The organism is Corallococcus terminator (genome assembly GCF_049194865.1).
In the GTDB taxonomy this organism is placed as follows: Bacteria; Myxococcota; Myxococcia; order Myxococcales; family Myxococcaceae; genus Myxococcus; species Myxococcus terminator_A.
In genome coordinates, this window is record NZ_JBLZWL010000011.1 from 21,928 (window position 1) to 46,527 (window position 24,600).

At 69.2% G+C, this 24,600-nt stretch carries 17 protein-coding genes; 8 read left to right on the forward strand and 9 right to left on the reverse strand.

Annotated elements, in window-relative coordinates; all coding sequences use genetic code 11:
- The first annotated feature begins 49 nt into the window (after nt 1-49).
- A complete protein-coding gene (locus ACN469_RS07240; protein WP_498765495.1) occupies nt 50-1,663 on the forward strand; it encodes a flavin monoamine oxidase family protein in 1,614 nt (537 codons plus the stop codon).
- A gap of 92 nt (nt 1,664-1,755) precedes the next feature.
- Here ACN469_RS07240 and ACN469_RS07245 read toward each other — a convergent pair whose 3' ends face one another.
- Entirely contained in the window at nt 1,756-2,496 is a 741-nt protein-coding gene (locus tag ACN469_RS07245) for a hypothetical protein (protein WP_498765497.1), read from the reverse strand.
- Nucleotides 2,497-2,622: 126 nt separating this feature from the next.
- Complete coding sequence (locus ACN469_RS07250; protein WP_498765499.1) at nt 2,623-3,363, reverse strand: hypothetical protein; 741 nt, start codon at nt 3,361-3,363, stop codon at nt 2,623-2,625.
- A 234-nt stretch (nt 3,364-3,597) separates the two neighbouring features.
- On the opposite strand from ACN469_RS07250, the gene ACN469_RS07255 reads away from it, so the two are divergent.
- A complete protein-coding gene (locus tag ACN469_RS07255) occupies nt 3,598-7,236 on the forward strand; it encodes a hypothetical protein (protein WP_498765500.1) in 3,639 nt (1,212 codons plus the stop codon).
- 55 nt (nt 7,237-7,291) lie between these two features.
- Here the strand turns inward: ACN469_RS07255 and ACN469_RS07260 are convergent, their stop codons facing one another.
- Complete coding sequence (locus tag ACN469_RS07260; RefSeq protein ID WP_498765502.1) at nt 7,292-9,193, reverse strand: Hint domain-containing protein; 1,902 nt, start codon at nt 9,191-9,193, stop codon at nt 7,292-7,294.
- A 233-nt stretch (nt 9,194-9,426) separates the two neighbouring features.
- Here ACN469_RS07260 and ACN469_RS07265 point away from each other — a divergent pair, with 233 nt between their 5' ends.
- On the forward strand, nt 9,427-10,344 hold the full coding sequence (locus tag ACN469_RS07265; protein ID WP_498765504.1) for an RluA family pseudouridine synthase: 918 nt from the start codon (nt 9,427-9,429) through the stop codon (nt 10,342-10,344).
- A gap of 51 nt (nt 10,345-10,395) precedes the next feature.
- On the opposite strand, the gene ACN469_RS07270 is transcribed toward ACN469_RS07265, so the two are convergent.
- Nucleotides 10,396-10,881, reverse strand: coding sequence for a hypothetical protein (locus tag ACN469_RS07270; protein ID WP_498765506.1), 486 nt, complete (start codon nt 10,879-10,881; stop codon nt 10,396-10,398).
- A 185-nt stretch (nt 10,882-11,066) separates the two neighbouring features.
- Here ACN469_RS07270 and ACN469_RS07275 point away from each other — a divergent pair, with 185 nt between their 5' ends.
- Nucleotides 11,067-11,723 carry a cyclase family protein gene (locus ACN469_RS07275; protein ID WP_498765508.1) on the forward strand — a complete coding sequence of 219 codons (657 nt, stop codon included), beginning with the start codon at nt 11,067-11,069 and terminating at the stop codon, nt 11,721-11,723.
- A 17-nt stretch (nt 11,724-11,740) separates the two neighbouring features.
- Here ACN469_RS07275 and ACN469_RS07280 read toward each other — a convergent pair whose 3' ends face one another.
- Both ACN469_RS07280 and ACN469_RS07285 read right to left on the reverse strand, forming a co-directional pair.
- The gene (locus ACN469_RS07280; protein ID WP_498765510.1) at nt 11,741-13,762 is read right to left on the reverse strand and encodes a hypothetical protein; all 2,022 of its coding nucleotides are present in this window, start codon (nt 13,760-13,762) and stop codon (nt 11,741-11,743) included.
- Nucleotides 13,749-14,870 carry a DUF3142 domain-containing protein gene (locus ACN469_RS07285; RefSeq protein ID WP_498765512.1) on the reverse strand — a complete coding sequence of 374 codons (1,122 nt, stop codon included), beginning with the start codon at nt 14,868-14,870 and terminating at the stop codon, nt 13,749-13,751. The genes ACN469_RS07280 and ACN469_RS07285 overlap by 14 nt, the downstream gene beginning before the upstream one ends.
- 147 nt (nt 14,871-15,017) lie before the next feature.
- Between ACN469_RS07285 and ACN469_RS07290 the strand changes: the two genes are divergently transcribed.
- Entirely contained in the window at nt 15,018-15,548 is a 531-nt protein-coding gene (locus tag ACN469_RS07290) for a hypothetical protein (protein WP_498765514.1), read from the forward strand.
- Between the two features lie 6 nt (nt 15,549-15,554).
- On the opposite strand, the gene ACN469_RS07295 is transcribed toward ACN469_RS07290, so the two are convergent.
- Nucleotides 15,555-16,226, reverse strand: a complete 672-nt coding sequence (locus ACN469_RS07295) for a hypothetical protein (RefSeq protein WP_498765516.1) — start codon at nt 16,224-16,226, stop codon at nt 15,555-15,557.
- Between the two features lie 27 nt (nt 16,227-16,253).
- Nucleotides 16,254-18,257, reverse strand: a complete 2,004-nt coding sequence (locus ACN469_RS07300; protein WP_498765518.1) for a YgiQ family radical SAM protein — start codon at nt 18,255-18,257, stop codon at nt 16,254-16,256.
- 483 nt (nt 18,258-18,740) lie between these two features.
- On the opposite strand from ACN469_RS07300, the gene ACN469_RS07305 reads away from it, so the two are divergent.
- The 3 genes from ACN469_RS07305 (at nt 18,741) to ACN469_RS07315 (ending at nt 23,954) form a co-directional block, all read left to right on the forward strand.
- Nucleotides 18,741-19,253: a hypothetical protein gene (locus ACN469_RS07305; protein WP_498765520.1), complete on the forward strand. Its 513-nt coding sequence runs from the start codon at nt 18,741-18,743 to the stop codon at nt 19,251-19,253.
- A 310-nt stretch (nt 19,254-19,563) separates the two neighbouring features.
- Nucleotides 19,564-20,259 (forward strand): type VI immunity family protein, encoded by a 696-nt coding sequence (locus ACN469_RS07310; RefSeq protein WP_498765522.1) that lies wholly within the window; start codon nt 19,564-19,566, stop codon nt 20,257-20,259.
- 101 nt (nt 20,260-20,360) lie between these two features.
- Nucleotides 20,361-23,954, forward strand: coding sequence for an AAA family ATPase (locus ACN469_RS07315; protein ID WP_498765524.1), 3,594 nt, complete (start codon nt 20,361-20,363; stop codon nt 23,952-23,954).
- Between the two features lie 66 nt (nt 23,955-24,020).
- Here ACN469_RS07315 and ACN469_RS07320 read toward each other — a convergent pair whose 3' ends face one another.
- A complete protein-coding gene (locus ACN469_RS07320; protein WP_498765526.1) occupies nt 24,021-24,584 on the reverse strand; it encodes a hypothetical protein in 564 nt (187 codons plus the stop codon).
- Nucleotides 24,585-24,600 lie beyond the last annotated feature (16 nt).

The window sequence follows — 24,600 nt, forward strand, 5'->3', positions numbered from 1 at the left end:
TTTCGGAAGGTGAGGAGGTGGCTGTCCACCTCGCTTTCTGGAGTCCCGCATGGCCCGCACCCCGCTCTTCGACCTGTTCAAGCAGACCACCCGACGCGCGCTCGCCGCCGCATCCGTGGGAACACCTCCGCTCGAAGTCCGGCGCGAGGTTCGGGTGGACCGTCGCTCCGTGTTGAAGGGCGGGGCGGCGCTGGGCGTGGGGTGGGCGGTGGGAGCGGCGCGGGCGCAGGAGGCACGTCCGCCGACCTCGCTGCGGGTGGGCATCATCGGGGCGGGACTGGCGGGACTGGCGTGTGCCTATGAGCTCCGGCGCGCTGGCGTGCAGGCCACGGTGCATGAGTCCCGTGAGCGCGTCGGCGGGCGGGTGTTCTCCATGGGAGGTGCCTTCGGCGGACCGGTCATCTTCCCGGGGCAGGTGGTGGAGCGCGGTGGAGAGTTCATCGACTCGAATCACTCGACGATGCTGGGCTATGCGCGCGAGTTCCACCTGGAGAAGGAAGACCTCCAGCAACTGGCGGGGGAGGTGTTCTACTTCTTCGGCGGGCAGCTTCGTTCCGAGGCGGCCATCCTGGCGGAGTACTGTCCGCTCATCGCGGCCATCGCCCAGGACTTGAGCCGGCTCTCGGATGCGCCCACGGCGGCCGAGCACACGGCGCTGGACCGTCGGTTCGACTTGATGGACCTGGTGACATACCTGGAGGCTCGGAACACGGGGCCCCTGGTGAAGGCCGCCATCATCGCCGCGTATGAGGCCGAGTATGGCCTGGCGGCGGACGAGCTGAGCTGTCTCAACCTGCTCTTCCTGATTCGCGCGGAGCAGTGTCGACGCTTCGAGCCGTATGGCGAGAGTGATGAGCGCTATCGCCTGCTCGGCGGCAATCAGCAGATTCCTCGCGAGCTGGCGGCGCGGTTGCCGGGGCAGGTTCGACAGGGCGAGCGGCTGGAGTCGGTCCGGAAGACTCCGGCGGGGGCGCTGGCGCTCACGCTGCGGCGCGGGAGCACGTCGTATACGGCCACGTATGACGCCGTGGTGCTCGCGGTGCCGTTCACCGTCCTGCGACGGGTGGAGCTGGAGGCGTCACTCGGCCTGCCGGCGTGGAAGACGCGCGTCATCCGCGAGCTGGGCTACGGCACCAACGCGAAGCTGATGGTGGGGTATCGCGGGCCAGTCTGGCGGGCGAGCGGGTGCAGTGGCGCGAGCTACTCGGACCTGATGAGCCATCAGGCCACGTGGGAGACGAACCCCACGCGCGCGACGGCGAGCGACGCGGTGCTGACGGACTTCGCCAACGGGCCGCGCGGGGCGGGCATGGACCCGAACAACGTGGCGGGCGAGGCGGAGCGCTTCGTGGCGGCGATGAACCGGGTGGTGCCAGGGACGGCGGGCGCGGTGAAGCGGGGCGTGGACCAGCGCATCGTCGCGCACCTGGAGCACTGGCCGAGCAACCCGAATGCGCTGGGCAGCTACACGGCATATCGACCCGGGCAGTTCACCTCGCTGGCGGGCACCGAGGGGACGCCCGTGGGCAACCTCTACTTCGCGGGCGAGCACACCAGCTCGTTCTACGAGGCCCAGGGCTACATGGAGGGCGCGGCGGCGACGGGGAAGCGCACCGCGGCGGCCATCCTGACGTCGGTGAGCGTGGCGCCAGCGTCCTGGTGACGGGCTTGCGCGAGGCTCACCACTCCGCGGAGTGTCTCCCCGTGGAGTGGACCTGCCCTCGCGCATTCCCGAAGTGAACAGGTGGGGGCAGACTACTGAGCGCAGTAGACGGCGCGCTCGAACTTGCCCGTCACCTCGACGATGGACGTGGCGCGAACCACGTATTCGCTGGCCCCGACGCGCGTGTCGGCATTGCACCAGTCATACGTGTAGCCCAGCCCCGTCCACGGGTACTGCGTGTTCTGCCAGAACCCGTAGCTGTAGGCGTAGTTCGCGTTGATCCAGTTCTTGTGCTCGGCGGTCGCCGTGGTGGGGAACTGAAGGCCGCACGAGCCGTCGTCGATCTCCGAGTCCGGGCAGGGCCGGAACATGTCTCCGGGCTTCACCCACAGCTCGACGATGTAGCGCGCGTCGTCGTTCGTGGTCGCCGGGGGCAATCCCAGATACTGATTGACGCGTGAGACCAGCTTCTCCGAGGACACCGTCTTGCAAAACGTCTGGAGTTGCGGGGCGGGCGTGACCCAGACCTCACGCGAGAGCGTGTTCTGGCCCAGCGTGTAGCCTTGAAAGGTGGTCCAGATGGCCATGCGCACGGCCGTCTTGTCAGCATTCCAGACAAGGTTCGAGTTGGACGGGCTGATGGCCCACAGCTGCGTGGAGACGTCCGCGCTCGTGGGCTCCGCGGCATGGCGGACGGCCTCCGAATAGGTCTGTGCGTCGCACGAGAGCGGTACGGGGGCAGGGTCTTCCTTATCGTCACCGCACGCGGCGAGGGACAGGAGCGCGGCGGTCGCCGCGAAGCACCGCAGGGGGCGCGAGAAAGCGCTGAACATCAGGTCATCTCCGTAAGAAGGGGGAAAACACTGAGTGTAGATGAAGCGGGAAGGCGGGACACGCGTCAAAACGAAGGCATGTGGCGCGGCGCCCATTCGTGGACATGCCTGTTCAGCGCCGCGGGCTCACGAGCCGCCACCGAACAGGCCGAGCTGCTCGACGCTGCCCATGGGCGCGACGGGGCTGTCGTCGGCGGGCAGCTCCCGGCGCGCGGGCGCTGGGGGGGCAGGTGTGGCGCTCACGGGCGGCTCGGGCTCTCGTGGCACCGGAGGCGGCGGTGGAGGGGCGGGCGTCGCGTACACCTCGGGACGCCAGATGCCGTCGCGGGCCAGCCGCACGCGCTCACGCAGCTCCGGCAACAGCTCCGGGTCCATGGGGGCGAGGCGCTGGGCGGGGGCCGAGACGAGCGGCTCGAAGACCTGCACCTCTTCCAACCACCACGCCACGGTGCCGCGACAGGACGCCCCCGGAGGCCACCACCAGGCGTCACGGCCAAAGGCCCGTGAGTCGTTGCCCACGGTGGACACCTCCGCGAGCCGCGCCATGGCGACATACGCGCCCGAGGGCAGCACGTCGCGGGTGGGGGATTCCACGCCGTGTGCCCGACGCAGCCACTCCACGGCCTCCTCGTCGTACTCGCGCGTGGCGTAGAGGGCGAGCCAGCAGCCGAGCACGGCCTCCGGTGGATGGAGCGGGTGGCGTCGCTCGGGGAACCCGGGCCGTGCGGGCTCCACGTCGTGGACGAAGACGCTCCACATTCCGTGGTGCGTGAGCGCCCACGTCCACGGCCGGCTCAAGGACAGGTGGAACACCCCCATCCCCTTGCGCGTGTAGCGATAGGGGCCGGCGAGTGGGATGGAGCTCATGGGCGCACACCCTACACGACCGGCCGGACATGTCGCGTGGGGCGGGCTCGCCCGGTGCGTCCGCGGAGCACGCACGCGGCGCTTCGTGCGTCCGGGTTCCACGCAGCTCGCGCGGCCATGGGCCGATGGCCCGGTGTGCTCGTGTCATGGCACGGATGGTGCTCTGGGTATCGCGTGACTCCAACTCGATGCACTGAGCGAGGTCTCCGGGCCTCCCGCCGAAGGCCCTGATACATGCCGCTTCGATTTGAGGACGATCCCGAGCTGGCGGACGATCCGCTGACTCCGCCGGGGCAGTTCGACCCGTATCTCTGGAGCACGCTGCGCAACCGCCTCCTGTTCAGGCTGCTGGCGCGTCACGGGACGATTGTCGCGAGCACGCTCGAGTTCACCGCCACGGACGCCGTCACGCTGACGGTCGAGGGGGCCCCGCCCGCGAAGGTCCAGGTCCATGGCGGGTTCCGCCTCAAGGTCAACGCGCCCACGAAGCGTGAGTTCTTCGAGGCGCCCTACCTGCGCAACCCCTACCAGCGCGTTCAGGACGACGTGCACCTCTCCGAGCGCGACTGGAACAGCGCACAGCCCCTGCTCATGGTGGGCAGCGCCGAGCAGGCGCGAGCCATGCTCCGCTTGGACCGGGGGCGCATGAGCCGCGGCCCCTTCGTCCAGGACTCGTTCGAGCAGGACTACGCGCCGCTCAACTCGCCCGCCTTCCGCTACTTCATCAAGAACCCCCTCGTGCTCGCGGAGATGCTCACGAAGGTTCCTCCGACCGAGGCCACTGCCGGCGTGCTGAGCACGGCCACGGAGGAGCTCCTGGCGGACACCTACCTGGATGAATCGGCCATCCAGGACCTCAGCGCCGTGGAGTTCACGTTCAACCTCGTGAAGAGCACCCAGCTCGGCCACCTCGTGGCGTTCAACAACGCCCCGGATGCGTACCCCGCCTGGCGGGACTATGGCGCGTCCGAGGCGCGCAGGAACCATCACCTGCACAAGTCCCACGTCCGCCTGGACAAGCACTACGCCGCGCTCGACACCCGCGTCGGTGAGACCAAGAAGAAGAACACCCGGCCGCTCACCGAAGCGCGAGGCGAGTACCTGGCCGCGAAGGTGATGGCCATGGTGTTCGCGGGCGAGCGCTTCGAGCTGAAGATGGGTTTCGGAGACAAGAAGAAGGCGCAGGGCATCGACCAGATCTGGGCCCGCCGCCACCCCACCACCCAGGAGGTCGACGCGTACTTCATCGTCGAGGCGAAGGGCTCCAAGGGCGCCAAGCACGGCCAGAACAAGGAAGAGACCCAGATGTCGCCGGGCTGGGTCTTCAAGAAGCTGGTGGAACAGGCGTCCTCACCCAACGAGGACGAGCGGCTCCTCCTGCTCGCTCAGAAGATTCTGCGGGCCATGTTCGACGAAGGCAGCACGGTGCCTGTCTTCGGAATGACCTTCAAGGCCATCTTCGACAAGGACCATGCGTCCGCAACGGCCTCCCTCTTCAACCTGCAGATCTCCAAGCCGCTCTGCTTCCCCGCGGAGCTGAAAGTCGCTAACGCCAGGTCGTTGGAGGTCGACTCGGAAGGCGAGCTCTTCGGCACGGATGCCTTCACCTCCGTCCCGGCGAAGAGCGTGGGCCTCCTCGCGAGCGTCCCAGACACCAGCGTGGACCTCTCGAAGGTGTCGCCGGACCTTCGCTTCAGGGAAGTGGACACCGAAGCCATCAACAGGCCGAAGGGCAGCTTCGACGTCGTGAACGGGTACCACCCGGAGCACCCGCGCAACACCCAGCTCCTCTTGCTCCTGGCCGCCCATTCCGCGTCCATCCTGAGCGTTCAGGACTACTTCGGGGTGGATCCCCAGAAGGTGAAGGTGGGCACGGATGGCAAGCTCCGGTTCTTCTCCGCGTTCGCCACCACCGGCTACGGCAAGGGGGGGCACGAGCACCTGAAGATTGACACCCTGGTGGACCCCTCGGACCAGAACCCGCTCTATCCGGGGCCGCTCCTCATCGAGACGGATGAACCGGAGGATGCGCAGCGGATCCTCGACTGGAAGCGCAAGAACCTGAAGGCCCCCAACTCCATCCCCGAGCCTGTCTGGGTGGGCGAGCTTCGGAAGGTGTCCCCCTCCACCTCCGTGGCGGAGGTCCTCATCTTCTTCGCCATGCGCCCCCGAGCCCGGGAGGAGCTCAATCGCATCATGACGACCATCCCTCAGCCCGGCCCGAGGGCCCATGCCCTCAAGCTGGCCTTCGCGAGCCTGAGTTCTGGCGTGGCGCTCATCGAGAAGCCGGCCACCGTGGGCGGCAAGCAGTCCCTCCTGTGGAAGTTGATCCTGCGGCTCAACATGGAGGGGGGGCAATTCCTCCATCACGAGGCGAAGTCGCTCGGGCGATTGGACAAGCACTATCAGTCGCTCGAAAAACTCATCGACACGAGCAACGCCGCCACCGCCGTGACGGAGGCGAGCGGGGAGTTCCTGGGCGCGCGCGCCATGTCGGTCATCTTCGGGCAGGACAAGCTTCAACTGAAGATGGGGCATGGGGAGAAGAAGGGCTCTCACGGCATCGACCAGATCTGGGCCAGGCGCGACGAGCCGAGCGGGGTGGTGGAGGAGTACTTCCTCGTCGAGTGCAAGGGCAGCAAGCACGCGGAGCTGGGACAGAACGTCCGGGAGACCCAGATGTCTCCCGCCTGGGTCTTCAAGAAGCTGCTGGAGCTGGCTCAGGACGACAGCGCGCGCTTGAAGTCCCTGGCGAAGAAGGTGATGAACGCCATGTTCGACGCCCAGAGCACCGTGAAGGTCCATGGCGTCATCATCCAGAGCCTCTTCGACCCGAGCCACTTCGATGAGAAGAATCCCCGAGGGCGGTTCAACATCCGCATCACCTCCCGGCTGCACTTCCCGGACCTGTTGGAGTTCGCGAACGGGACGCGGGACGCCAAGCGAGGCGGGCACACCTGGAAGCAGCACTCGACCATTCTCCATGACCGGATGCCGCTGGCCCTCTACCTCCCGGAGTTCGGGGGCATCCAAGCGATTCCGAGGACCGCGTCACGCATGCAAGGGACGCGGCCCAAGGGGCCGCAGACGGGCACCTCTCATGAGACGGTGGAGGGGTATCTGCTGTCCCGGGAGCACCGCGGCCGTCTCCAGAAGTTGAATCTCAAGGTCAGGCGGGTCACCGCGGACGGGGATTGCGCCTACAACACCGCGCGTGTCTGGTTGCAGGCGTACGACCTCTTGTGGAAGCGCCTGGGGCTGACAGGGGCGCCTTCCGTGAAGGAGCTGAAACAAGAGGTCGTGACGGAGATCACCCAGTCTCCCGTGTTCGCGACACCGTTCCTGGAGCCGGGTCAGTCCCTGGATGACCTCAAGAAGAAGGTGAGCGCGCGACACCTGTTCTTCGGCTCACACGGAGACATCGTCCTGCCGGCGCTCGCGAAGCGACTGCGACTGAGGATCCGGATCATCTACCCCAACGGCGCGGTCGAGGACCTCAACCGGTCGTTCCATCTCGGGTTGTCTGAAGACGCCCAGAATGGAGACCCCATCGTGTACGCGGTGCTGACCTCCTACATGGGCATCCCCGAGAACGTGGCGCACTACTACGCGGCGCTCCCGCTCGCTCCCCCGCAGCAGCAACCCAGCGGCACGACGGCGCCGCAGCACAAGCGCAAGGTCAACTCGGTGGACCCCACTGGCACGGGAAAGGGCGACCCGAAGAAGGCCCGGAAGGGACCCGTCCAGATGGACGAAGAGGAAGAGGAAGACTCGCCGCCTCCCTCGTCCTCCAAGTCCACCGGCGGAACCCACAAGAAGCCGCCGCCCAAGGGGGGCTCAGGGGGCGGGGCCTCGAAGAAGTTCGTGTTCTGAGCCGCGCGCGAAGACCTCCGCTGGTGACAGCTCCAGCGGAGGTCCGCGCTTCACCTCACGGCGTGACGGCGGCGCGGCGCGGCGAGTCCAGCTCGCGCTGCATGGTGTCGTCGCCCACGAGCAGCCCGTCGGCGAACATCGTCCGCTCGTTGGGGCTGAGCGACTCCAGCTCCGCGGGCGTGCCCAGCTTGAGGTTGTAGACCTTGCCGTCGTACGGCACGCGCTCGGTGGCGGTGATGGTCGCCGTGCCCGTCTGCGTGCGCACGGTGTCCTTCACCTGGACCTTCTCCGCGGCAATCACCAGGCCCGAGGACAGCAGCACCGGGTGCTTCTCCGTCAGCCGCACGTCATGGCCCTGGTCGTCGCGCAGCCGGACCAGCGGCTTGGGCTCGCGCCCGAAGATGAAGTCCTGCACCGTCAGCACCCGGCCGGCCGCGTTCGCGCGGACCTTGTCGCCCACGCGCAGCGTCTCGATGGGCTTCAGCGCCCCGTCCGCCATCGTGATGCGCGTGCCCTCCGCCATGCAGCTGTTGAGGACGTTGAGGTTGAAGGGGTTGGTCGGCAGCGCCGCGCTGGTGAAGGTCTTCTGCCGGGGAACCGTCGTGGTGCCGCCGTCACACGACGCCATCGCGTAGAGCGTCATGGACAGCACCACGGGCTCGTTGACGATTCGCTCCATGGTGCAGCCATTGCCGCCGGACGCCTGGGTGTTCTCCGAGACGTTGACCAGCTGCTGAATCGAGGTGGTGCGCGCACCCACGGGGAAGGCACCCGAGAGGTCCGCGAGCGTGGTGCAGGTACCGCCCGACTCCGTCTTGATGAGGCGCAGCCGCGTGACGCTCGGGCCGTTGCTCATCGCCTGGATGATGCAGTCCGCCGTCGCCGACGACCCCGCGTCGAAGGTGAGCTGGAGGGGAATGTAGATGTTCGTGATGTCGAAGGCGGAGCCTGCCTTGAAGGCGAAGTAGGCCGTGGGGTCGCCCGTCCACGGCGCCCCCGTCTTGCGCAGCGCGAGCCCCGTGGGCGTGCTCGGGTAGGGGGCCAGGGTGCCGTTGGCGTTGAGCACCATCGCGTAGTCGCAGTCCGCGCCGCCGCGAAGCTGACACGTGGTGAGGTTGTTGCTCGGGCGCGGCTCCGAGCTCGCGAACTGCGGATGGGTCAGGGTGAACGACGCGGGCGTGGCCGCCAGTGACGCGTCCCCCAGCGCCGTCTCCATGCTGGCGAAGGAGACGTGCTCTTCGCCCGTCTTGTCGTTGTGGGCGACCATCAGCGAGTCGACGGTGACCTTGCGGTTGGCCTCCATCGACGGCCGCACCGTCACGGTGGTGTCGTCGAAAGTCTTGCCGTCGTTGTGCTCCTCGTTCGCGCTCTTGGCCAGCACCACCCGGTTCTTGCCCGCCAGGTCGCTTTCATGCGCGTTGACGTCCGTGAAGACGTGGGTCGCCCCGCCCGCGCAGGTGGCGTAGGGCTTGACCTGGAGCGTCGCCTGGGGGTCCGGAGCCTGCTGGGCCTTGTTGGCCTGCTGCGCGCCCGTCAGCTCGCGCGAGTCGCTCACGTGGAAGAAGTGGTCGCAGTCCCACTCGGTGGGCTTCGGCTGCGGACCGCCGCGCACGGCCTTCTCGCGGGCGACCTCCAGCGTCCTCAGCGCGCGCGCGAAGTCCTTGGGCGGCACCTGCTGCTGCGGCACACCCTGGGCCCCGACGCTCACCTGCGCGGCGATGGCTTCCTCGAGCCGGTGCTTGGCGTACGCGTACTGGTCGTCGTTCGCCAGGTCCAACTGGACGAAGTCCTCATGGGGCTTGCGCTTGTTGAAGTGCGCGACGACGACCTCCCGCTGCTCCTCGACCGTCTTGGGCTTGGGCTGCGGTTTGATAACCCAGGGGCACCCAGGGAGCAAAGACAGGCATGTAGCGAGAATGGCGAGACGTCGCGTGCGACGACCGTGAGTAAAGTTCATGACTCCCCCTCTGCGAGGGCCCTCAGTGAGCCCGGATAAGCACTGTCATACGCTCCGTGTTGAAAAGTCAACGTTTGGCATATGGTGTTGTCCGCTGGTCTTGCTCGACCCATCCTGTGACATCGTGATGCAGGCTCCGCATGTGAAGGATTGTGTCTCGGAGGTGAGCTGGCCGGGTGTCCCGCGTCATGCGCACATTGACTCCGTGCGCCGCATGAGGGACGGGTGCGGACATGGCGCAGCAGAAAGTCCCAGTTCCCCATGAGGTCGCCGGAGAGCGGCTGGACAGGTTCGTCTCCAAGCACGTCCCCGGCTTCTCGCTGGAGCGCGCCCGGGCACTCATCGAGGCGGGCGGGGTGCGCATCCGGGGCAAGAAGTGTCAGCCCACGCGGAAGCTGTGGGGAGGCGAGGAGCTTGAAATCGAGCGGCCGGAGCCGCGCGCCTCGCCGCGCCCCACCGTGGAGGGTCCCGCGCTGACGGTGCTCCACGATGACGCGGCGCTGGTCATCGTGGACAAGCCGCCGGGCCTCGTCGTGGAGCCGGAGGGGAGGGCGGCCTCCGTCGTCGACCTGCTCGCCGCGCAGCGCCCTCCGTTCGACGTGGAGGGCCAGGCGCTGCCAGGAGTGGTGCACCGGTTGGATCGGGAGACGAGCGGCTGTCTGGCCTTCGCCCGCACCGACACGGCCGCCGCGGCGCTCTTGCGCGCCTTCCAGGAGAAGCAGGTGGACAAGCGCTACTGGACGCTCGTGCTGGGCCAGCCTCCCGAGCACGGGCGGCTGGAGGGCCCCTACGCTCGCAATCCGAGTGACTCGCGCCGCTTCACCACGAAGGTGCCCTCCGCGCGCCGGGCGGCGCTGTCATTCGAGGTGCGCGAGCGGCTGGACGGGGCGGCGCTGCTGGAGGTGGAGCTGGACACGGGGCGCACGCACCAGATTCGCGTGCAGCTCTCCGAGGCGGGCTTCCCGGTGTTGGGGGACTCGCTCTACGGGACGGAGGCGGCGCGCGAACACCCCGCGGCGAAGGCCCTGGGACGTCAGGCGCTCCATGCGTTCCGGCTGGAGCTGCCGAGTCTGCTGACGGGTCAGCCCGTGCGAGTCCAGGCGGAGCTGCCCGAGGACTTCCAACGCGCGCTGGCCCTGCTGCGCCGCTGAGCGCGGGACCGGACTCCACTCGAGGCGGTGGAGTCCGGCGGGCGCGGCGGACTACTTCGGGTCGACGACGAGGACCATCCAGCGGTCCGTGGAGTGGTCGATGCGCACGTTGGCGGCACCGGCCTCCTGGAGCTGCTGCACGATGCTCTCCAGGAAGGACAGGTGCTCCTTGGGCGCGTCCACGAAGACGTTCTTGGAGCCGGTGCCCTTGGCCTTGGGCTTCTTCGCGGGTTGGGCGCCGTTGAGCGCATCCGACGTCGCGGTGGCGGCGGCCTTGAGCTGCGTGGCGGCGTCCTCCACCGCGGTCTCCGGCGCGCTCTCGACCTCGGCCTCCGGCTCCTCGGTGGCGGGAGCGGCGGCAACCTCCTCCTCGGCCTCCGCGCGGAGCTGGTTGAAGGTCTTCAGGTTGATGGTCGACCCGAACTTCCCCTTGAAGGACTCCAGCGCATCCTTGCTGCTGATGTCCGGTTGCTGGCGGAAGAGGGTGAGCAGGAACGCATGGCGCTCCTGGGTCTGCTCCTGGGAGGTCCTCGGCATCGTCAAAACTCCTTCAGCCCTGGAAATGAAAGGCGGCGCAACCTAGCCGACGCGGTTCCGGGAGGAAAGGTGGGGGGTGGGCGGGGAGGGCGGTGACTCTCCTGGTCCCTCGGCGAGCGAGACAGCCCGTGTGCCTGCCCGCTCCTGGGCGCCAGCAAGACGCATCGTGCCCAACCTGAAGCGTCATGGAGACCGCTGCCGAGACGAACGGGGGCCCCGCGTGGGTGGACATCTCCGTGCCGCTGCGCGACGGGATGGTGCGCTGGCCGGACAACCCCGAGGTGCGCATCACCCGGGTGCAGGACTTGGAGCGCGGTGACGACGCCACCGTCTCCAACCTGTCCCTGGGCGCGCACACGGGGACCCACGTCGACGCGCCCGTGCACTTCGTCCAGGGCGCCACGGGCGTGGACGCGCTGGCCTTCGACAGCCTCCTGGGCGTGGCGCGCGTGCTGGAGATTCGCGACGCGCGCGCCATCCGCGTGGAGGAGCTGAAGGGGCACGGGATTCAGCCCGGGGAGCGCATCCTCTTCAAGACGGCCAACTCGGCGCGCGCGTGGGCCTCGAAGGCGTTCCTGCCGGACTTCGTGTACCTGTCCGTGGAGGGCGCGCGCTATCTGGCGGAGCGCAAGGTGCGCACGGTGGGCATCGACTACCTCTCCATCGGCAGTCCGGAGGAGGGCGTGCCCACCCACCAGGCCTTGCTGGGGGCGGACGTCTGCATCATCGAGGGGCTGGACCTGTCCGCGGTGGACGCGGGCACCTATGACCTCGTCTGTCTGCCGCTGCGAATCGCGGGCGGGGACGGAGCCCCGGCGCGCGCCATCCTCCGGCGGCGCTGAGGCTCGAGCACGCGTCTCTAGGACTCCGCCACCCGGCGCCTGTGGCGCACGTAGAAGACCGCGCCCAGCATCAGGGGAATGAACAGCGCGCCTCCCAGCAGCATCAGGCGTCGTCGTTTGACCAGGGCGCTCTGCTCCTGCTGTGCGCGGACCTTCTGGAAGTCGGGCTCGAGACAGGACTCGCCGAAGGACCACCAGGGCTCGTCGATGCGCGCGCCCGTCTTCAAGTACGTCTGCCCCAGTCGACGGGCCCGCTCCGGCTCGGTGCGCGAGACGAACCGCGCCGCATGGCAGAGCATCATCGCGTACGCCTGACTGCGCGGAGGCAGGAGCGCCGCGCCGCGCTGGGCGAGGTCCGCCGCCGTGGAGCGGTAGTGGAAGCGCCATGGGTGCGGCGGTGCATGGGACTCCGCGCGCTGCTGTTCCGACCCGCCGAGGAGCGGGAGTCGGCTCATGAACTCCCGGAACGGCTCCGTCTGGGGCGAGAGCTCCTCCTGGCTGTCGTAGTCGCCCAGGTCGTAGTTGCCATCCACCCAGCCCCAGTCCGGAGCCACCTCCGTCCCCATCAACTCCAGGCCCAGTCGGCGCGCGAGCCGCGCCGCCGTGTACAGCGCCTCCGCCTGGCTCACGGCGTCGCCGGCGTGGGCGCTCTGCTGGAGCGACTCTGTGTACTTGCGCGCGTCCCCTTCCCACGGCGTGCCTCGGAAGTGCTCCAGGGCCTCGGTGTTGCGTCCGGTGCGCAGCAGGCGCCGCGCGAGCAGCAGGCGCAGCCGCTGTGGCAGGTCGGCCTCCTCGCCGACGTCATCGTCGTACCAGAGCTGCCTTGTCTCGGGCTTGCAGCGAGCGTCTCCCGAGGGCGGGTGGGCCGCGACGAAGCGCTGGAGTTCGTCCACGGACAGCACCCGCTCCGCGACGTAGGCGAGGTCCGGCCAGGAGCAGCTCGCCAGGAGCAGCTCGGCGGCCTGGACGAAGTCATTGCGCGCGAGCGCGAGCACCCCGCGCTCACCCTCCACGCGACACAGGGGACGGCGCGGCACCATTCCCTCGCCCATCCAGTCCTCCGACGCGGGGATGCCGCGTGCTGCCTCGGCCAGGTACGTCTCCGCCGACGCGAGGTCGCCTCGACGCAGCGCCAGCTTGCCCTTCACCCACGCCGCCAGCGGGGTCTGCTCCCGCGCCGCGAAGCGCTCGGCCAGGTCGAAGCGGCCCGCGCGCCACGCACCGGCCGCCAGTCGGTCCGCCCCCGCCAGGTCCTCCACCGACGCGAGCGCCTCCAGCGTGACGGTGACTCCGCCCTCCGACACGTCCTCGGACCAGTACGCTTCCTGGCCGCGAGTCCACACGAAGGCGGCCATGAGCCGCTGTGCCACCGGGTCCTTCAGCGCGGCCTGGAGTCGCGCGGCATCGCGAGAGACGGCCCGAGCGACCAGCAGCAACGACGCCACCGCGTCGCCACTGCCATGCGCCGCCTGCTCCGCGTAGAGCCGGATGGCGCCCGCGTCGTCTCCCGCGTGGAGCAGTCGGCGCGCCTGCTCTCCGAAGCTGGAGACGGCGAGCCCGAGGGGATCATCGAAGCCCTCGCGCGCGAGCTGCCGCGTGAGCTCGAAGCCCTGCTTCGCGTCCTGCTCGAAGCCCGCGCCCGCGTTTCGTCCCAGCATGAACGCGGCGAAGGTGGAGTAGTGGCGACGCTCCGAGGCGGGCAGCGCGAGCACCTCCATGAATCTGGCGCGGGCGGCCACCGCGTCGCCGCTGGTGAAGGCCCGGGCGCCCGCCTCGTACAGTTCTGTCTCGCGAGCCCCGCCGCCCGTGCGCGCGTCGACGGGCTCGTCATGGTCCTCCAGCACCCGGAAGGAGTCCACGGGCTTGGGGACCAGCCGCGTGGCCTCGATTGAGAAGGCGCCATCCGGCAGCTCGCCGAGGGTGCCCGCGCGGTCGACGAGGAGCCGGTGGGGAAAGTCCGGTCCGCACGCGTCGGCGTCGCGCACCGGTGCCAGCAACAGGAGGACGAGCAAGGAGGCCAGCAGACTACGGAGCCACAAGTGACACCTCGGTTCCCCGCACGAAGCCGACGACACGTCGCTCGCCAGCGCGCAGGCGGGGGGGCATGCGCGCCACGAGGGAAGTCCCGCGCGGGGCGTAGCCGCCCACGCCGTCGAGGACCTCCAGGTTTCCAGAAAGGGTGAGGCGCGCGGGCGCCTGGGTGTCCACGTGGCCGGTGTTCTCGAGGACGATGTCCAGCGTGCCGCCCCCCGCGTCCACCAGCCGGGGCTCCAGTCGCGGCGTCAGCGGCTCGCCGCGCACCACCGTCGACAGCGTGGACAGGCTCCACGACTCCGCGTCACCCGCGTGCCCGAGCCGGAACCAGACGAAGCCCTTCACCCCCTTCACCGGCTGCTCCCGCAGGGACGCGAGGAGGCGGGAGACCTCGTGGGGTTCGGAGCTGAGGAGCGTGCCGTCCTTCAAGTGCGCGCGGTACGTGGGCAGGGCGACCCGGAAGGGATGGGGCGTGGCCTTCGCCCATGCGTCGATGAAGGCGCGAGCCTCCTCGGGCGTGAAGAGGGTGGGGGCGCGCACCGCGTGCACCTGGAGCACGATGTCGTCGGGGATGGACGTCAGTCGCGCCAGCGCGGGGGAGGTGGCCCACGTGGGCAGCGCGGTGATGGACAGCGTCAGGTCTCCGAGCCCGCCGCGCTCACGTGCGAGCCAAGCCGCGTAGGCGGGCAGGGACGCCGTGGCGCAGTCGTGGTCCACCTCCACGCCCCGGACGCGCACGCCGCGAGCCCTCCAGTCACGGGCGAGGGTGGCCACCTCCTGGAGCGACACGCCGTCCAGCGGCGCCGTTCCCTCCACGCGCAGGACGGCCACCACCTCGCGCCCCGTCTTCGCGAGGGCAGGCACGTCCACCCCCACATTCACGGGGACTCGCGTGACGCCCGAGCGCTCTCTCGCCAGGACACGCAGGGCGCCCAGCTCCGAGGGCAGCTGCGTGAGCGCGTGGCCGAGCTCCGGGCTCCAGTCGCGCTGCCACACGTAGACCTCGTGCCCCAAGGGCGGCGAGGGGGCGCGGGTGCAGCCGAGCAGCAGGCATAGCGCCACGCTCGCGAGGCTCACGAGGACTTGGGTCCAGGACGGAGGCGGGGTGCTCATGCGGAGATGCTGACGGGCTCGCGCGGCTTGACGGTTGCGTGAGCCTACGCATCGACATGGTGCCACATCGGCACGACACGGGCTTCACGGCCGCGTGATGCGTGGATGCTAGGCTTCCCAACTTTCGAGCTTCAGGAGGAGCCCCGCATGAAGAGACATCTGGGTTTGCTGGTGGCCTTGGGGGCTTCGCTCCTGGGGCTGGGGTGCGACGGAGACGATGGCGACGAGCCCGAGGGCCCCTGTGTCTCCCGTGTCACGGGCGCGGTGAAGGGGAGCGACCTGTGTGGGATGCCCGCGCTCACCTATGCCACCCGGCACGGCAACTTCACCTTCTCCATGTCCACTCCGGAGGGGACGCCGGTTTTCAAGGCGCTGTACATGGAGGGGATTGGAATGCCGTCGGTGGGCACCTACACGGGCCCCACGCGGGAGGTCCGTTGCGGCGGCCTGGTCCGGGAGGGCTCGAAGGACTGGAGTCCCTATGACTTGGATGAAGTCACGGGGAAGGTCCTGGAGGGGCGCTGCACCCTCACCCTCACCAAGGTGGAGGTCCTCGGCACGACGCCCAACTACACGACGTACCGCTTCCGGGGCACCGTGCGCGCGCACCTGCTCCCCCTGGAGTCCACGGACGCCACGGGCACGGTGGACCTGGAGGCTGACTTCGTCGTGGAGTGAGGGGCCTCAGCGTGCGCGGGCTCGTGCGGGCTCGGGTGGCCTGCTGTGGTCGCAGTGCAAGAGCGACGGTGGGTCGAAGCAGGTGAAGCGCTGGTCGACCAGCTTGCACACTCCTCGAGGCGTGCTGGCGCAGCGCACCTCCGTGCGGGTGGCCTTGCAGTCGAAGCCGCAGGCCACCGACTCCGAGGCATTGAGGCAGCGGGGCCTGGGCGTCTCGGCTGCGTACTCGTGGATGACGCTGTCCGGCGGATCCCAGCAGACGAGCTTCCCGAAGTGGGTGTTGCAGACACCGTAGGGGGTGTCGTTGCAGGCCACCTCGCCGTTGAACAGGCGGCAGTTGAAGCCGCAGGCCACCTTGCCCCGGACGGACTTGCACTCGGGCTTCACGCTGGTGAAGGGCGGGTGTTGGATGGCCACCCGTGGCGGGTCCCAACAGTAGACGCCCCCGTTGGTGACCTCGCACGTCCCGTAGGGCGTCTGGGCGCAGTCGAGGTCGGAGCCGCTCGTCTTGCATTGAAAGCCGCACACCGTGCGCCCCTGGGAGCTGATGCATTCAGGGGTGGGCTGGGGTGGCGGTGGCAGCTCGACGCGGGGCTCGGGGGGCGCGGAGGCCAGCAGCAGCAGGGCGAGGATGGGGAGCATGTCGCCCCCCGACGTGGCGCCGCGCGGTTTATTCAAGGCGCCGCGCGATTCCTGGCTTGAAGCTCAGCGCGGTCGCGAGCCCTGACGCCCCGGGCCCCGGGGACGAGGCTGGGAGGAGGTGGGGGCCTGTGTCTCGCGCGGTGCGTCGTCCGAGTCGCGCTCCTCGGTGCGCTGACGTCGAGCGGCCTCGGCGGGCGTCTCCGGCGGCACGAGCGCCTGCGGGCCGCGGCCGATGAGGTCCGCGCGTCCGGCCTGCTTCAGCGCCTCGCGCGCCAGGGGCCAGTGCTCGGGGTTCCAGTAGAGCAGCAGCGCCTTCTGGAGCCGCTTCTCGCGCAGGCCCTGGGCCGTGTAGACGGGCTCCATCTTCAGCGGGTCGATTCCGGTGAAGTACATGGCGGTGGCCATGGCCATGGGGGTGGGGATGAAGTCCTGCACCTGACGAGGCCGCTTCCCGTTCTTCTTCAGCCACAGCGCCAGCTCCACCATGTCTTCCAGCGTGGAGCCGGGGTGACCGCTGATGAAGTAGGGGATGTCGTACTGCTCCTTGCCGGCCTCCTCGCTGGCGCAGGCGAACATGGCCTGGAAGCGCTCGAAGCTCTCGATGCCGGGCTTCTTCATCTTCTCCAGCACGCGCGGGGACACGTGCTCGGGCGCCACGGAGAGCTGTCCGCCGACGTGGTGCGCCGCCAGCTCCTTCACGTACTCGGGTGAGCGCTCGGCCAGGTCGTAGCGGACGCCGCTGGCGATGAAGACGTGCTTGACGCCTGCCTCCTCGCGCACGTCCTTCATCAAGCTGATGAGCGGGCCGTGGTCCGTCTGGAGATTCTCGCAGACGCCCGGGTGCACGCAGGACAGCTTGCGGCAGCGCTTCTCGATGTCCTCGCTCTTGCACTTGAGCTTGTACATGTTGGCGGTGGGGCCGCCGAGGTCGGTGATGGTTCCTCGGAAGTCGCCCATTCGCCGCAGCGAGCGGACCTCGCGCAGCACGCTCTCCGCCGAGCGGCTCTGGATGACGCGGCCTTCGTGCTCGGTGATGGAGCAGAAGGTGCAGCCGCCGAAGCAGCCGCGCATGAGGACGATGGAGTGTTTCACCGTCTCGTACGCGGGGATGCCCTCGTCCTTGTAGATGGGGTGGGGGACGCGGTTGAAGGGCAGGTCGTACAGCTCGTCCATGGCCACGGTCTTCTCACCGGTGGCGGGGTTGCCCACGCCGTCCTCCAGTGGGAGCGCGGGCGCGTTCATGAAGATGGCGCGGTTGCCGTGGCGCTGCGCGAGGGGGCGCGCGTTGCCCGGGTTGGTCTCCATCTGGAAGTCGCGGCTCATGACCGCGAAGGCCTGCTTGTCGGCGACGACGGACTCGTAGGGCGGCAGGACGACCGTCTTGCGGTCCGCGGCGCGCTTCGCCGGGTCGGCCTCGTGGACGCGCATCTGCTCGTCGTTGATGAGGTACGCGGTGCCGCGCACGTCGCGGATGTCCTCGATGCGCTCGCCGTTCCGCATGCGGTCGGCGACTTCCATGATGGGGCGCTCGCCCATGCCGAAGACGAGCAGGTCCGCCTTGGCGTCGAAGAGGATGGAGCGGCGGACCTTCTCGCTCCAGTAGTCGAAGTGGGCGATGCGGCGGAGGCTGGCCTCGATTCCGCCGAGGATGACGGGGACCTCGGGGTAGGCCTCGCGGCAGCGCTGGGCGTAGACGATGGTGGCGCGGTCCGGGCGGCAGTTGGTGCGCCCGCCGGGGCTGTACTGGTCCTCGGAGCGGTTCTTCTTCTGCGCCGTGAGCCGGTTGAGCATGGAGTCGAGGTTGCCGGCGGCGACCCCGAAGAACATGCGCGGAGGCCCCAGGACCTTGAAGGGCTCGGCCGAGTGCCAGTCAGGCTGGGGGATGATGCCCACCTTGAAGCCTCGGCCCTCCAGGAAGCGGGCGATGAGCACCGGGCCGAAGGCCGCGTGGTCCACGTACGCGTCTCCCGTCACGATGATGATGTCGCACTGCTCCCAGCCACGAGCCTGCATGTCGGCGCGGGTCATGGGCAGGAACGGATGGGCGTAACGGGTCGGAAGGGCCATAGCGGTGGGGCGGTTGCTTCGGGGGGCGTCTCTCCTAAACACCCCCCGAGCCACGAAGCAAACAGGGCGGAGCGGGGGTGTACACCCAGCGGGGCCTCGTGCCCACCTCGCCTTCCTGGGCGGCGGGCGGCGGGCCGGCCGGAAGGGTGGCTGGAAGCGGTATCCTGGAATTCATGGATATGCCGTCAAAGTGGATGGGCTTCCTGGCGGCGGTGGCGCGGGGGTGGGTCCTGGGGTTTCTGCTGCCGGTGGCCTGTGCGACGACGGCGGTGCCCCGCTCCAGTCCGGGTGGGTCGAGTCCAGGGACTCCCTCTCGTTACGAGCAGACCGTGGATTCAGCCACGAACGCTTGTGGGAGGAACCCCGCCTGCTACACGCAACGAGGGAGTGAGGCCATTCTGCCTGCGCTCCCGCGTGCGGTGGGGGGTGGCTCGGGGCGTCAGCGCCGCGTTTCGAGTGCTGGAGTCCGCCGAGCTGACGCGCGTGGAACAGCTTCTGGTCCAGTGTGCGAGGGCGGCGGACCGGGAGGTCAATGAACGCGAGTACGGGCTTGGGAAGAGGCCTGATGATGCGGAGTGTGAACGCGTGGTCCGATACGATGGAAAGGGCAATAAGGTCAGGCGCCGCATGGAATTGGGAATACTGAAGCACGAGGTGGCTTTTGCATGCGTGAGGCGAGAGCTGGTGCGGCTCTTCCCCGACAACGTCTCAATAGAGCCGCGCTACGGGCTCGACCCAGAGACGGGACGGTATGTCCTCACCCAGGTTCGGGAGCAGTCGCTCAAGCCAGACATCGTGGTTCACTTCTCGAAAGACCCCAACCGGGTCCAGTGTGTCTACGACTTCAAGTTCCCGTGCTTGGCTGCCAGCAAGAGCAATCCGCTTGCGAACGACGGCACCCAGGAGCAATTGAGACAGTACAAGAAGCTAGGTCGGCCTTGCTCTCCGTCCATCGTTACACCTCAACTTGGGGTCAGCCATGTCAGCCCAGAATGAGCGCTTCCCTCGCATCCGCCGTTTCTCCCAACGGCCTGATGGCGAGCGACTGGTGGTTCGGGATGTGCTGCGCATCGTGTATTACATGCCACATGACCATCAGGAACTCGCTGCTGGGGTCGACCACGCTCTCGGAGTCTATCGGCGAGCTGTGGGGGAGGGGCCCGAAGGACTGACCCATTCATGGGAGGATGGTGAAGCCAGTCGCCTCAATTCAGAGGAGTGGGAACTCGTTCGGGCCTCGCTACGTCCGAGCCCTTCGAAGTGGTTTTTCGAAGACGTCCCCGAGACCGATGTGTTCTACCGACAGATGTCCAAGACACAAACAGACCGTTCCGTGCTCCTGACTGGCGGAGACCTGTCTGACGACAACGGGTATCTGTTCTGGTATCAGTCGCGCCTTCCCTCGCGAGAGCCTTCCAGGACAGGCGCCAGTCTCCTGCGGGCCACGTTTCCTACCGAGTACGTCGAGGCCCATGGCCCCGGGCACGTGCGAGAGGTGGCCATGGAGATGGCCTCTGGATTGCCGCTCTCCTCCGGCCATGCGGGGATTGCGCTGGCTCTCCATACGGCCGGCTGGCATGCCCTTCCCCGACTGAAGGAGGAACTCGCCCGCTACCCCGGCGTGGACGTGCCCGGAGTCCTGACTCACTGGCACTTGGGCAATCGGGTTGATGGCGTCCACTGGCTGAACTTCCTGGGCCCCTCGCTGCTCGAATCCCTGGGGGGCCAGGCGAGCTTGCGAGCCCGACTCCATTCACCGGGGACCACCGTTCAAGACGTGGGCACTTCGGGTAATGCCGTGGTGACGCTCGGTGCGTGGCCCGAAGCCGGAGACCTCTCTCGCGGCGACAACCTCCCCGCCTACCGTGAACTGGCGCGAGTCCTGGAGCCCTGGCTGGAGGAGTTCCATCCGAGGCATGCAACGGTCTGGAGCGGGCATGACTCCGAACCGGCGTACTCCGAGGAGGAAGTCCGTCGCTGGTGGCGGCGCTTCCTCGACTGACCCCAGGGATGTGGGGGCGTGGGCGCGTTGACGGGGATCCACCTGTCCCCTACCTTCGCGCGCCCGTACCCGGCCTGGCCGAAGGGCCCGGGCCCGCCGCCATGACGCACCGGACGCACAATGAAGTCTCCGAAGGGCGCCCCGCGTCGCAACAGGGAGACTCCGTCCGAGAGCTTCACGTCGAGTACGACGATGCTCCCGTTCCGCCACCGTCCTCGCGCTCCAGCGCCTCCTCGCGCACGCCCGCCCATGCGGACTTGTCCGAGGACGCACCCGTCACTCCCTCCACCGCCCCAGACCCGACGGAGGACATCCCCCGGTCGCCGAACCCACTTCTGGCCCTCTCCCGCTCGAAAGGCCGGAGCCCGAAGCCCGCCGCGCCTCGCGCCGGGTCCGCGACACCCGATGAGCCGACCACCCGCGACGTGGCCGCGCCCACCGATGTCACCACGTCCGAGCGCGAGGTCATGCAGGCCGCAGTGGCGACCGGCAAACGCCGCGAGGCCTGGCGTCCACCTGCCTATCTCCCCGATGACCTGAGCGACGCGCTCCTCTCCGAGCGCAGCCAGTACCGCGCGAAGCTGCTCCAGGACGTCCGCCAGGTCAGCCTCCAGGGCCCCAGCGTCCTCTCCCTGGTCCCCGTGCCCGCCGCCGATCCGGACTGGTCCGGTGGCTCGATGCTCGGCTTCCTCGGCGAGGAGTGCGTCTTCGGCGGAGACGTCGTCCACCTCGACTTCGAGTCCGGCCGAGTCTTCGCCGCACCCGAGCACGGCGACGACGTGGACCGCCGCGCCCTCTCCGCCGACCGCTGGTGCTACCGGCCCTATGACTTCGCGGAAGCCCTCTGCACGGCCGCTTCGGCCTACGAGGAACGACAGCCCGCGCTCACCCAGGCCCTGCGGCGCGCCAGCGGTGAGGAGCCCGCCGCCGAGGCTCGCCCCCAGCACGCGCAGCTCCTGCCCGCGGACCGCCTGTGGGCCCAGCCCTGGGGCTGCATCTGGGGCCCTCCCGGTACCGGCAAGACGACGGCCATCGCGGACCTCATCGCCCGTGCCCTGCGCTCCTTCCCCGGTGAGCGCATCCTCGCCGTGGCTCCCACCAACCGCGCCGCGGACGAGCTGGTGCTGCGGGTCAGCGCGCTCCTGGAGCGCGAGCCCATCCCCCTGCGCCCCCTGGCGCGCAGCATCTTCCGGGGTGGCACCGGCGCTGGTGACGCGCTGGCGAAGCTGCCCACCGTCACCCTCGAGGACACCAAGGGTGGCAAGCTGCGCGCGAGCATCGAGGAGCGCGAGCGCGAGCTGTACCTCCAGCGCGTGCGAGGCGGCCCCGCGCCAGAACTGGCCAAGCTCCAGGCGGAGCTGCGCGGCCTGCGCGGGAAGATGAAGGACCCCACGCTCAAGGAAGCGGAGAAGGGCGACTGCCCGCTCATGGTCCTCACCGTGCACCGCGCCCTGCGCCTGGTGTCGGAGCTGGAAGGCAAGAGCACCTTCGCGCGACTCGTGGTCGACGAGGCCGGCATGGTGACTCGCGCCGCCACCGCGTTGATGGCGCCGCTGGCCGAGCGGGTGACGCTCGCCGGAGACCCCAAGCAGATTGGCCCCGTGTCGCGCGCCGCCGAGGGCGCCGGACGTGGCACGCAGAAGTGGCTGCGCGCCAGCGGCCTGTCCCACCTGGAGGACGCGGTGAAGGACGCCGCGCGCCCGGACGTCCTGCTGCTGCGCACCCAGCACCGCATGCACCCGGACATCGCCCGTGTCGTGAGCCACTTCTGCTACGGCGGCGCGCTGGAGGACGGCGACATCGTCAAGGCCCGCGCGCAGAAGCCGCCACCCGTGCCCGCCTTCGCGGAGACGCGCGCCGGCTGGGTGGTGCTCGATGGCCTCAGCCGCGACGCGAAGCGCCTCACCCACGGACGCGGCGAGACAGGCTCCGGCTACCAGCGCGAGCTGTCCGCCGAGCTGGCCGTGTCGCTCGCCCGCGAGGCCGTGCGCGCGGGCCTCAGCGTCCTGTGTGTCACGCCCTACCGCGCCCAGGCCGCGCTCCTTCGCCGGCTGGGCACCTCCGCCGGGTTTCGCGGTGACGCCTTCAGCGCGTCCACCATCCACCGTCAGCAGGGCACCCAGTACGACGTCGTGCTCGTGGACACCGTGGCCGGAGGCCGGCCCTTCCCACCGCACACGCTGGTGCCCATGCTCAACGTGGCCGCCAGTCGCGCGCGCGACTACCTGCTCGTGCTCGCCTCTCGCGACGAGGCCCGGGGCGCCACCATCCCCCAGCGCTTCCTGTCGCTGCTGCCGCGTCTCAAGGTCACCCCCGGCACGCCGCTCCGACTGGAGCCGCTGCCCATGCCGCAGCAGCCGGCGCAACCTCCGCCCCCGCCGCCGAGCGCACCCACCACCCTGGGCGGTGAAATCGAAGGCGCGCGTCCCACGCGGCCCCTCTTCACCCAGGAGCAGGTGTCCCTCTTCGAGCGCCGCTTCGACGACGGCCACCACCTGGTGCGCGGCGTGGCCGGCAGCGGCAAGACGTACGTCCTGGCCCACTGGGTGGCGCGCTACCTGCTCGAACACGAGGACACGCGGGTGCTCGTGTCCTTCTTCAACCGCGCGCTCGCGCCGCTGGTGGACAAGCTGCTGGTGGAGGCGATTGTCCACCGCGCCGGCCGTCAGCGCGCGCGCGAGCTGCGGGCCCGGGTGACGGTGAAGCACGTGGGCGCGCTGCGCCGCGAGGAGCCCGCATCCTTCGACGGCGTCTTCGTGGACGAGGCGCAGGACATGGACGCTCGCGCGCTGGCGATGCTCCACGCGCTGGTGCGTCCACACACGCTGGCGGATGGCCGAGAGGTGCGCTGTCTCCAGTTGTTCATGGACGACTCGCAGAACGTCTACGGCCAGGTGCCCATCGACTCCCTCAAGGAGCAGCTCCCCGAGGGGCTGTCCTTCCGAGGCCGCACCCGCGTCCTCAAGGAGACCTTCCGCGCCACCCGCGACATCCTCGATGTGGCCTTCAACGTGGTGCTGGACCCGCTGCGCCAGCACGCCACCAGCGACCCTGGCATGCGCGAGTACATGAAGGCGGGGGAGCTGGCCCGCGAGGGGCTCCTGTGGCTGCCCGAGGAGACGCTGGAGGGCCTGTACCGCGTGCAGTCCACCGAGCGCGGCGGCGTGCTGCCCCAGGTGCGCGGCTTCGCCTCCGGTGCCAGTGAAGCCCGACAGGTGGCGAAGGAAGTGGCCCGCCTCATTCGCGAGGAGGGCGTCCACCCTGGCGACATCCTCGTCGTCGCGCCCGTCATGCCGTCGCAGTACACGGAGGCACTCAATCGCGCCGGTGTTCCCGCGCACGCCTACGGTGGCAAGGGGGGGCGCGACGTGACGGACTTCCGCGTGAGTGGCGTGGACCACGTGCGCGCCACCACCGTGTTCTCCTGCAAGGGCCACGAGTGCCCCATCGTCTTCTTCGCGGGCCTGGATGCGCTGGACACCGTGGAGCACTGGATGGCCGGCGCCAAGGAGCGCAACGCCCGGGAGAACGAGCGCATCCGCCGCGCCATGTTCTACGTGGGCGCCACGCGCGCGATGAAGCGCCAGTACCTCACCGGCGTCCGCGGCGCGCGCTTCCTGCGCGTGGCCACCTCGTACGTGGAGACGCTCGGCGGGCTGTCGCCCACCGGAGACGCAGGCGGCAAGCCGGCCTGAAACGGAGAAGGCCCCGACACCGCCTCCTCGCGGTGCCAGGGCCTTCTGAACCCTACGGGCTCGGGCCTAACGCTGGACGGGCCCGTCGACGGGCGGCGCCTGCAGCGTCTTGAGGTTGTAGGTGGGGATGCCCACCTCGAGCGTGGACCAGTAGATCAGCGCGGCGACTCTCAGGATGCGCTCACGGAAGCCCTGGTGGCCGGTGGGGTCTCCGCCACCGCCCGACGAGCCGCGCGGGTCGCCATCGTTGAGGTCCGCCACGTTCCGGCAGCCCTCCTTGTCGACCAACGGCTTGCAGTCCGTGAGGAGCTCGGCGGTGGCGGTCAGCTTGGGCGCGGGCGCCTGGCTCTGCTGCATCGCCGACGTCGTCCCTTCCTCGGACGAGGAGGTCTCCTGCGCGCCGCGCGTCGCGGAGGGCGCCCGGTCCTGGATGTCGACGATTTCGTTGCGGTTCACGTCCACCGTATAGGTGGTGACGCGCTGGGGATTGGCGCGGTCCCTCAGGATGACGCGGACGAGCGCGCCTGGAGGCGCCTTGCTCTGAATCTGCTGAGTGGTGGGAATCGTGTCGACACGGCGACAGGCCACGACACCCAGCAGGAGGGAAACCAGCAGGACACTTTTCTTCATGGTGGTTGGGAACTCG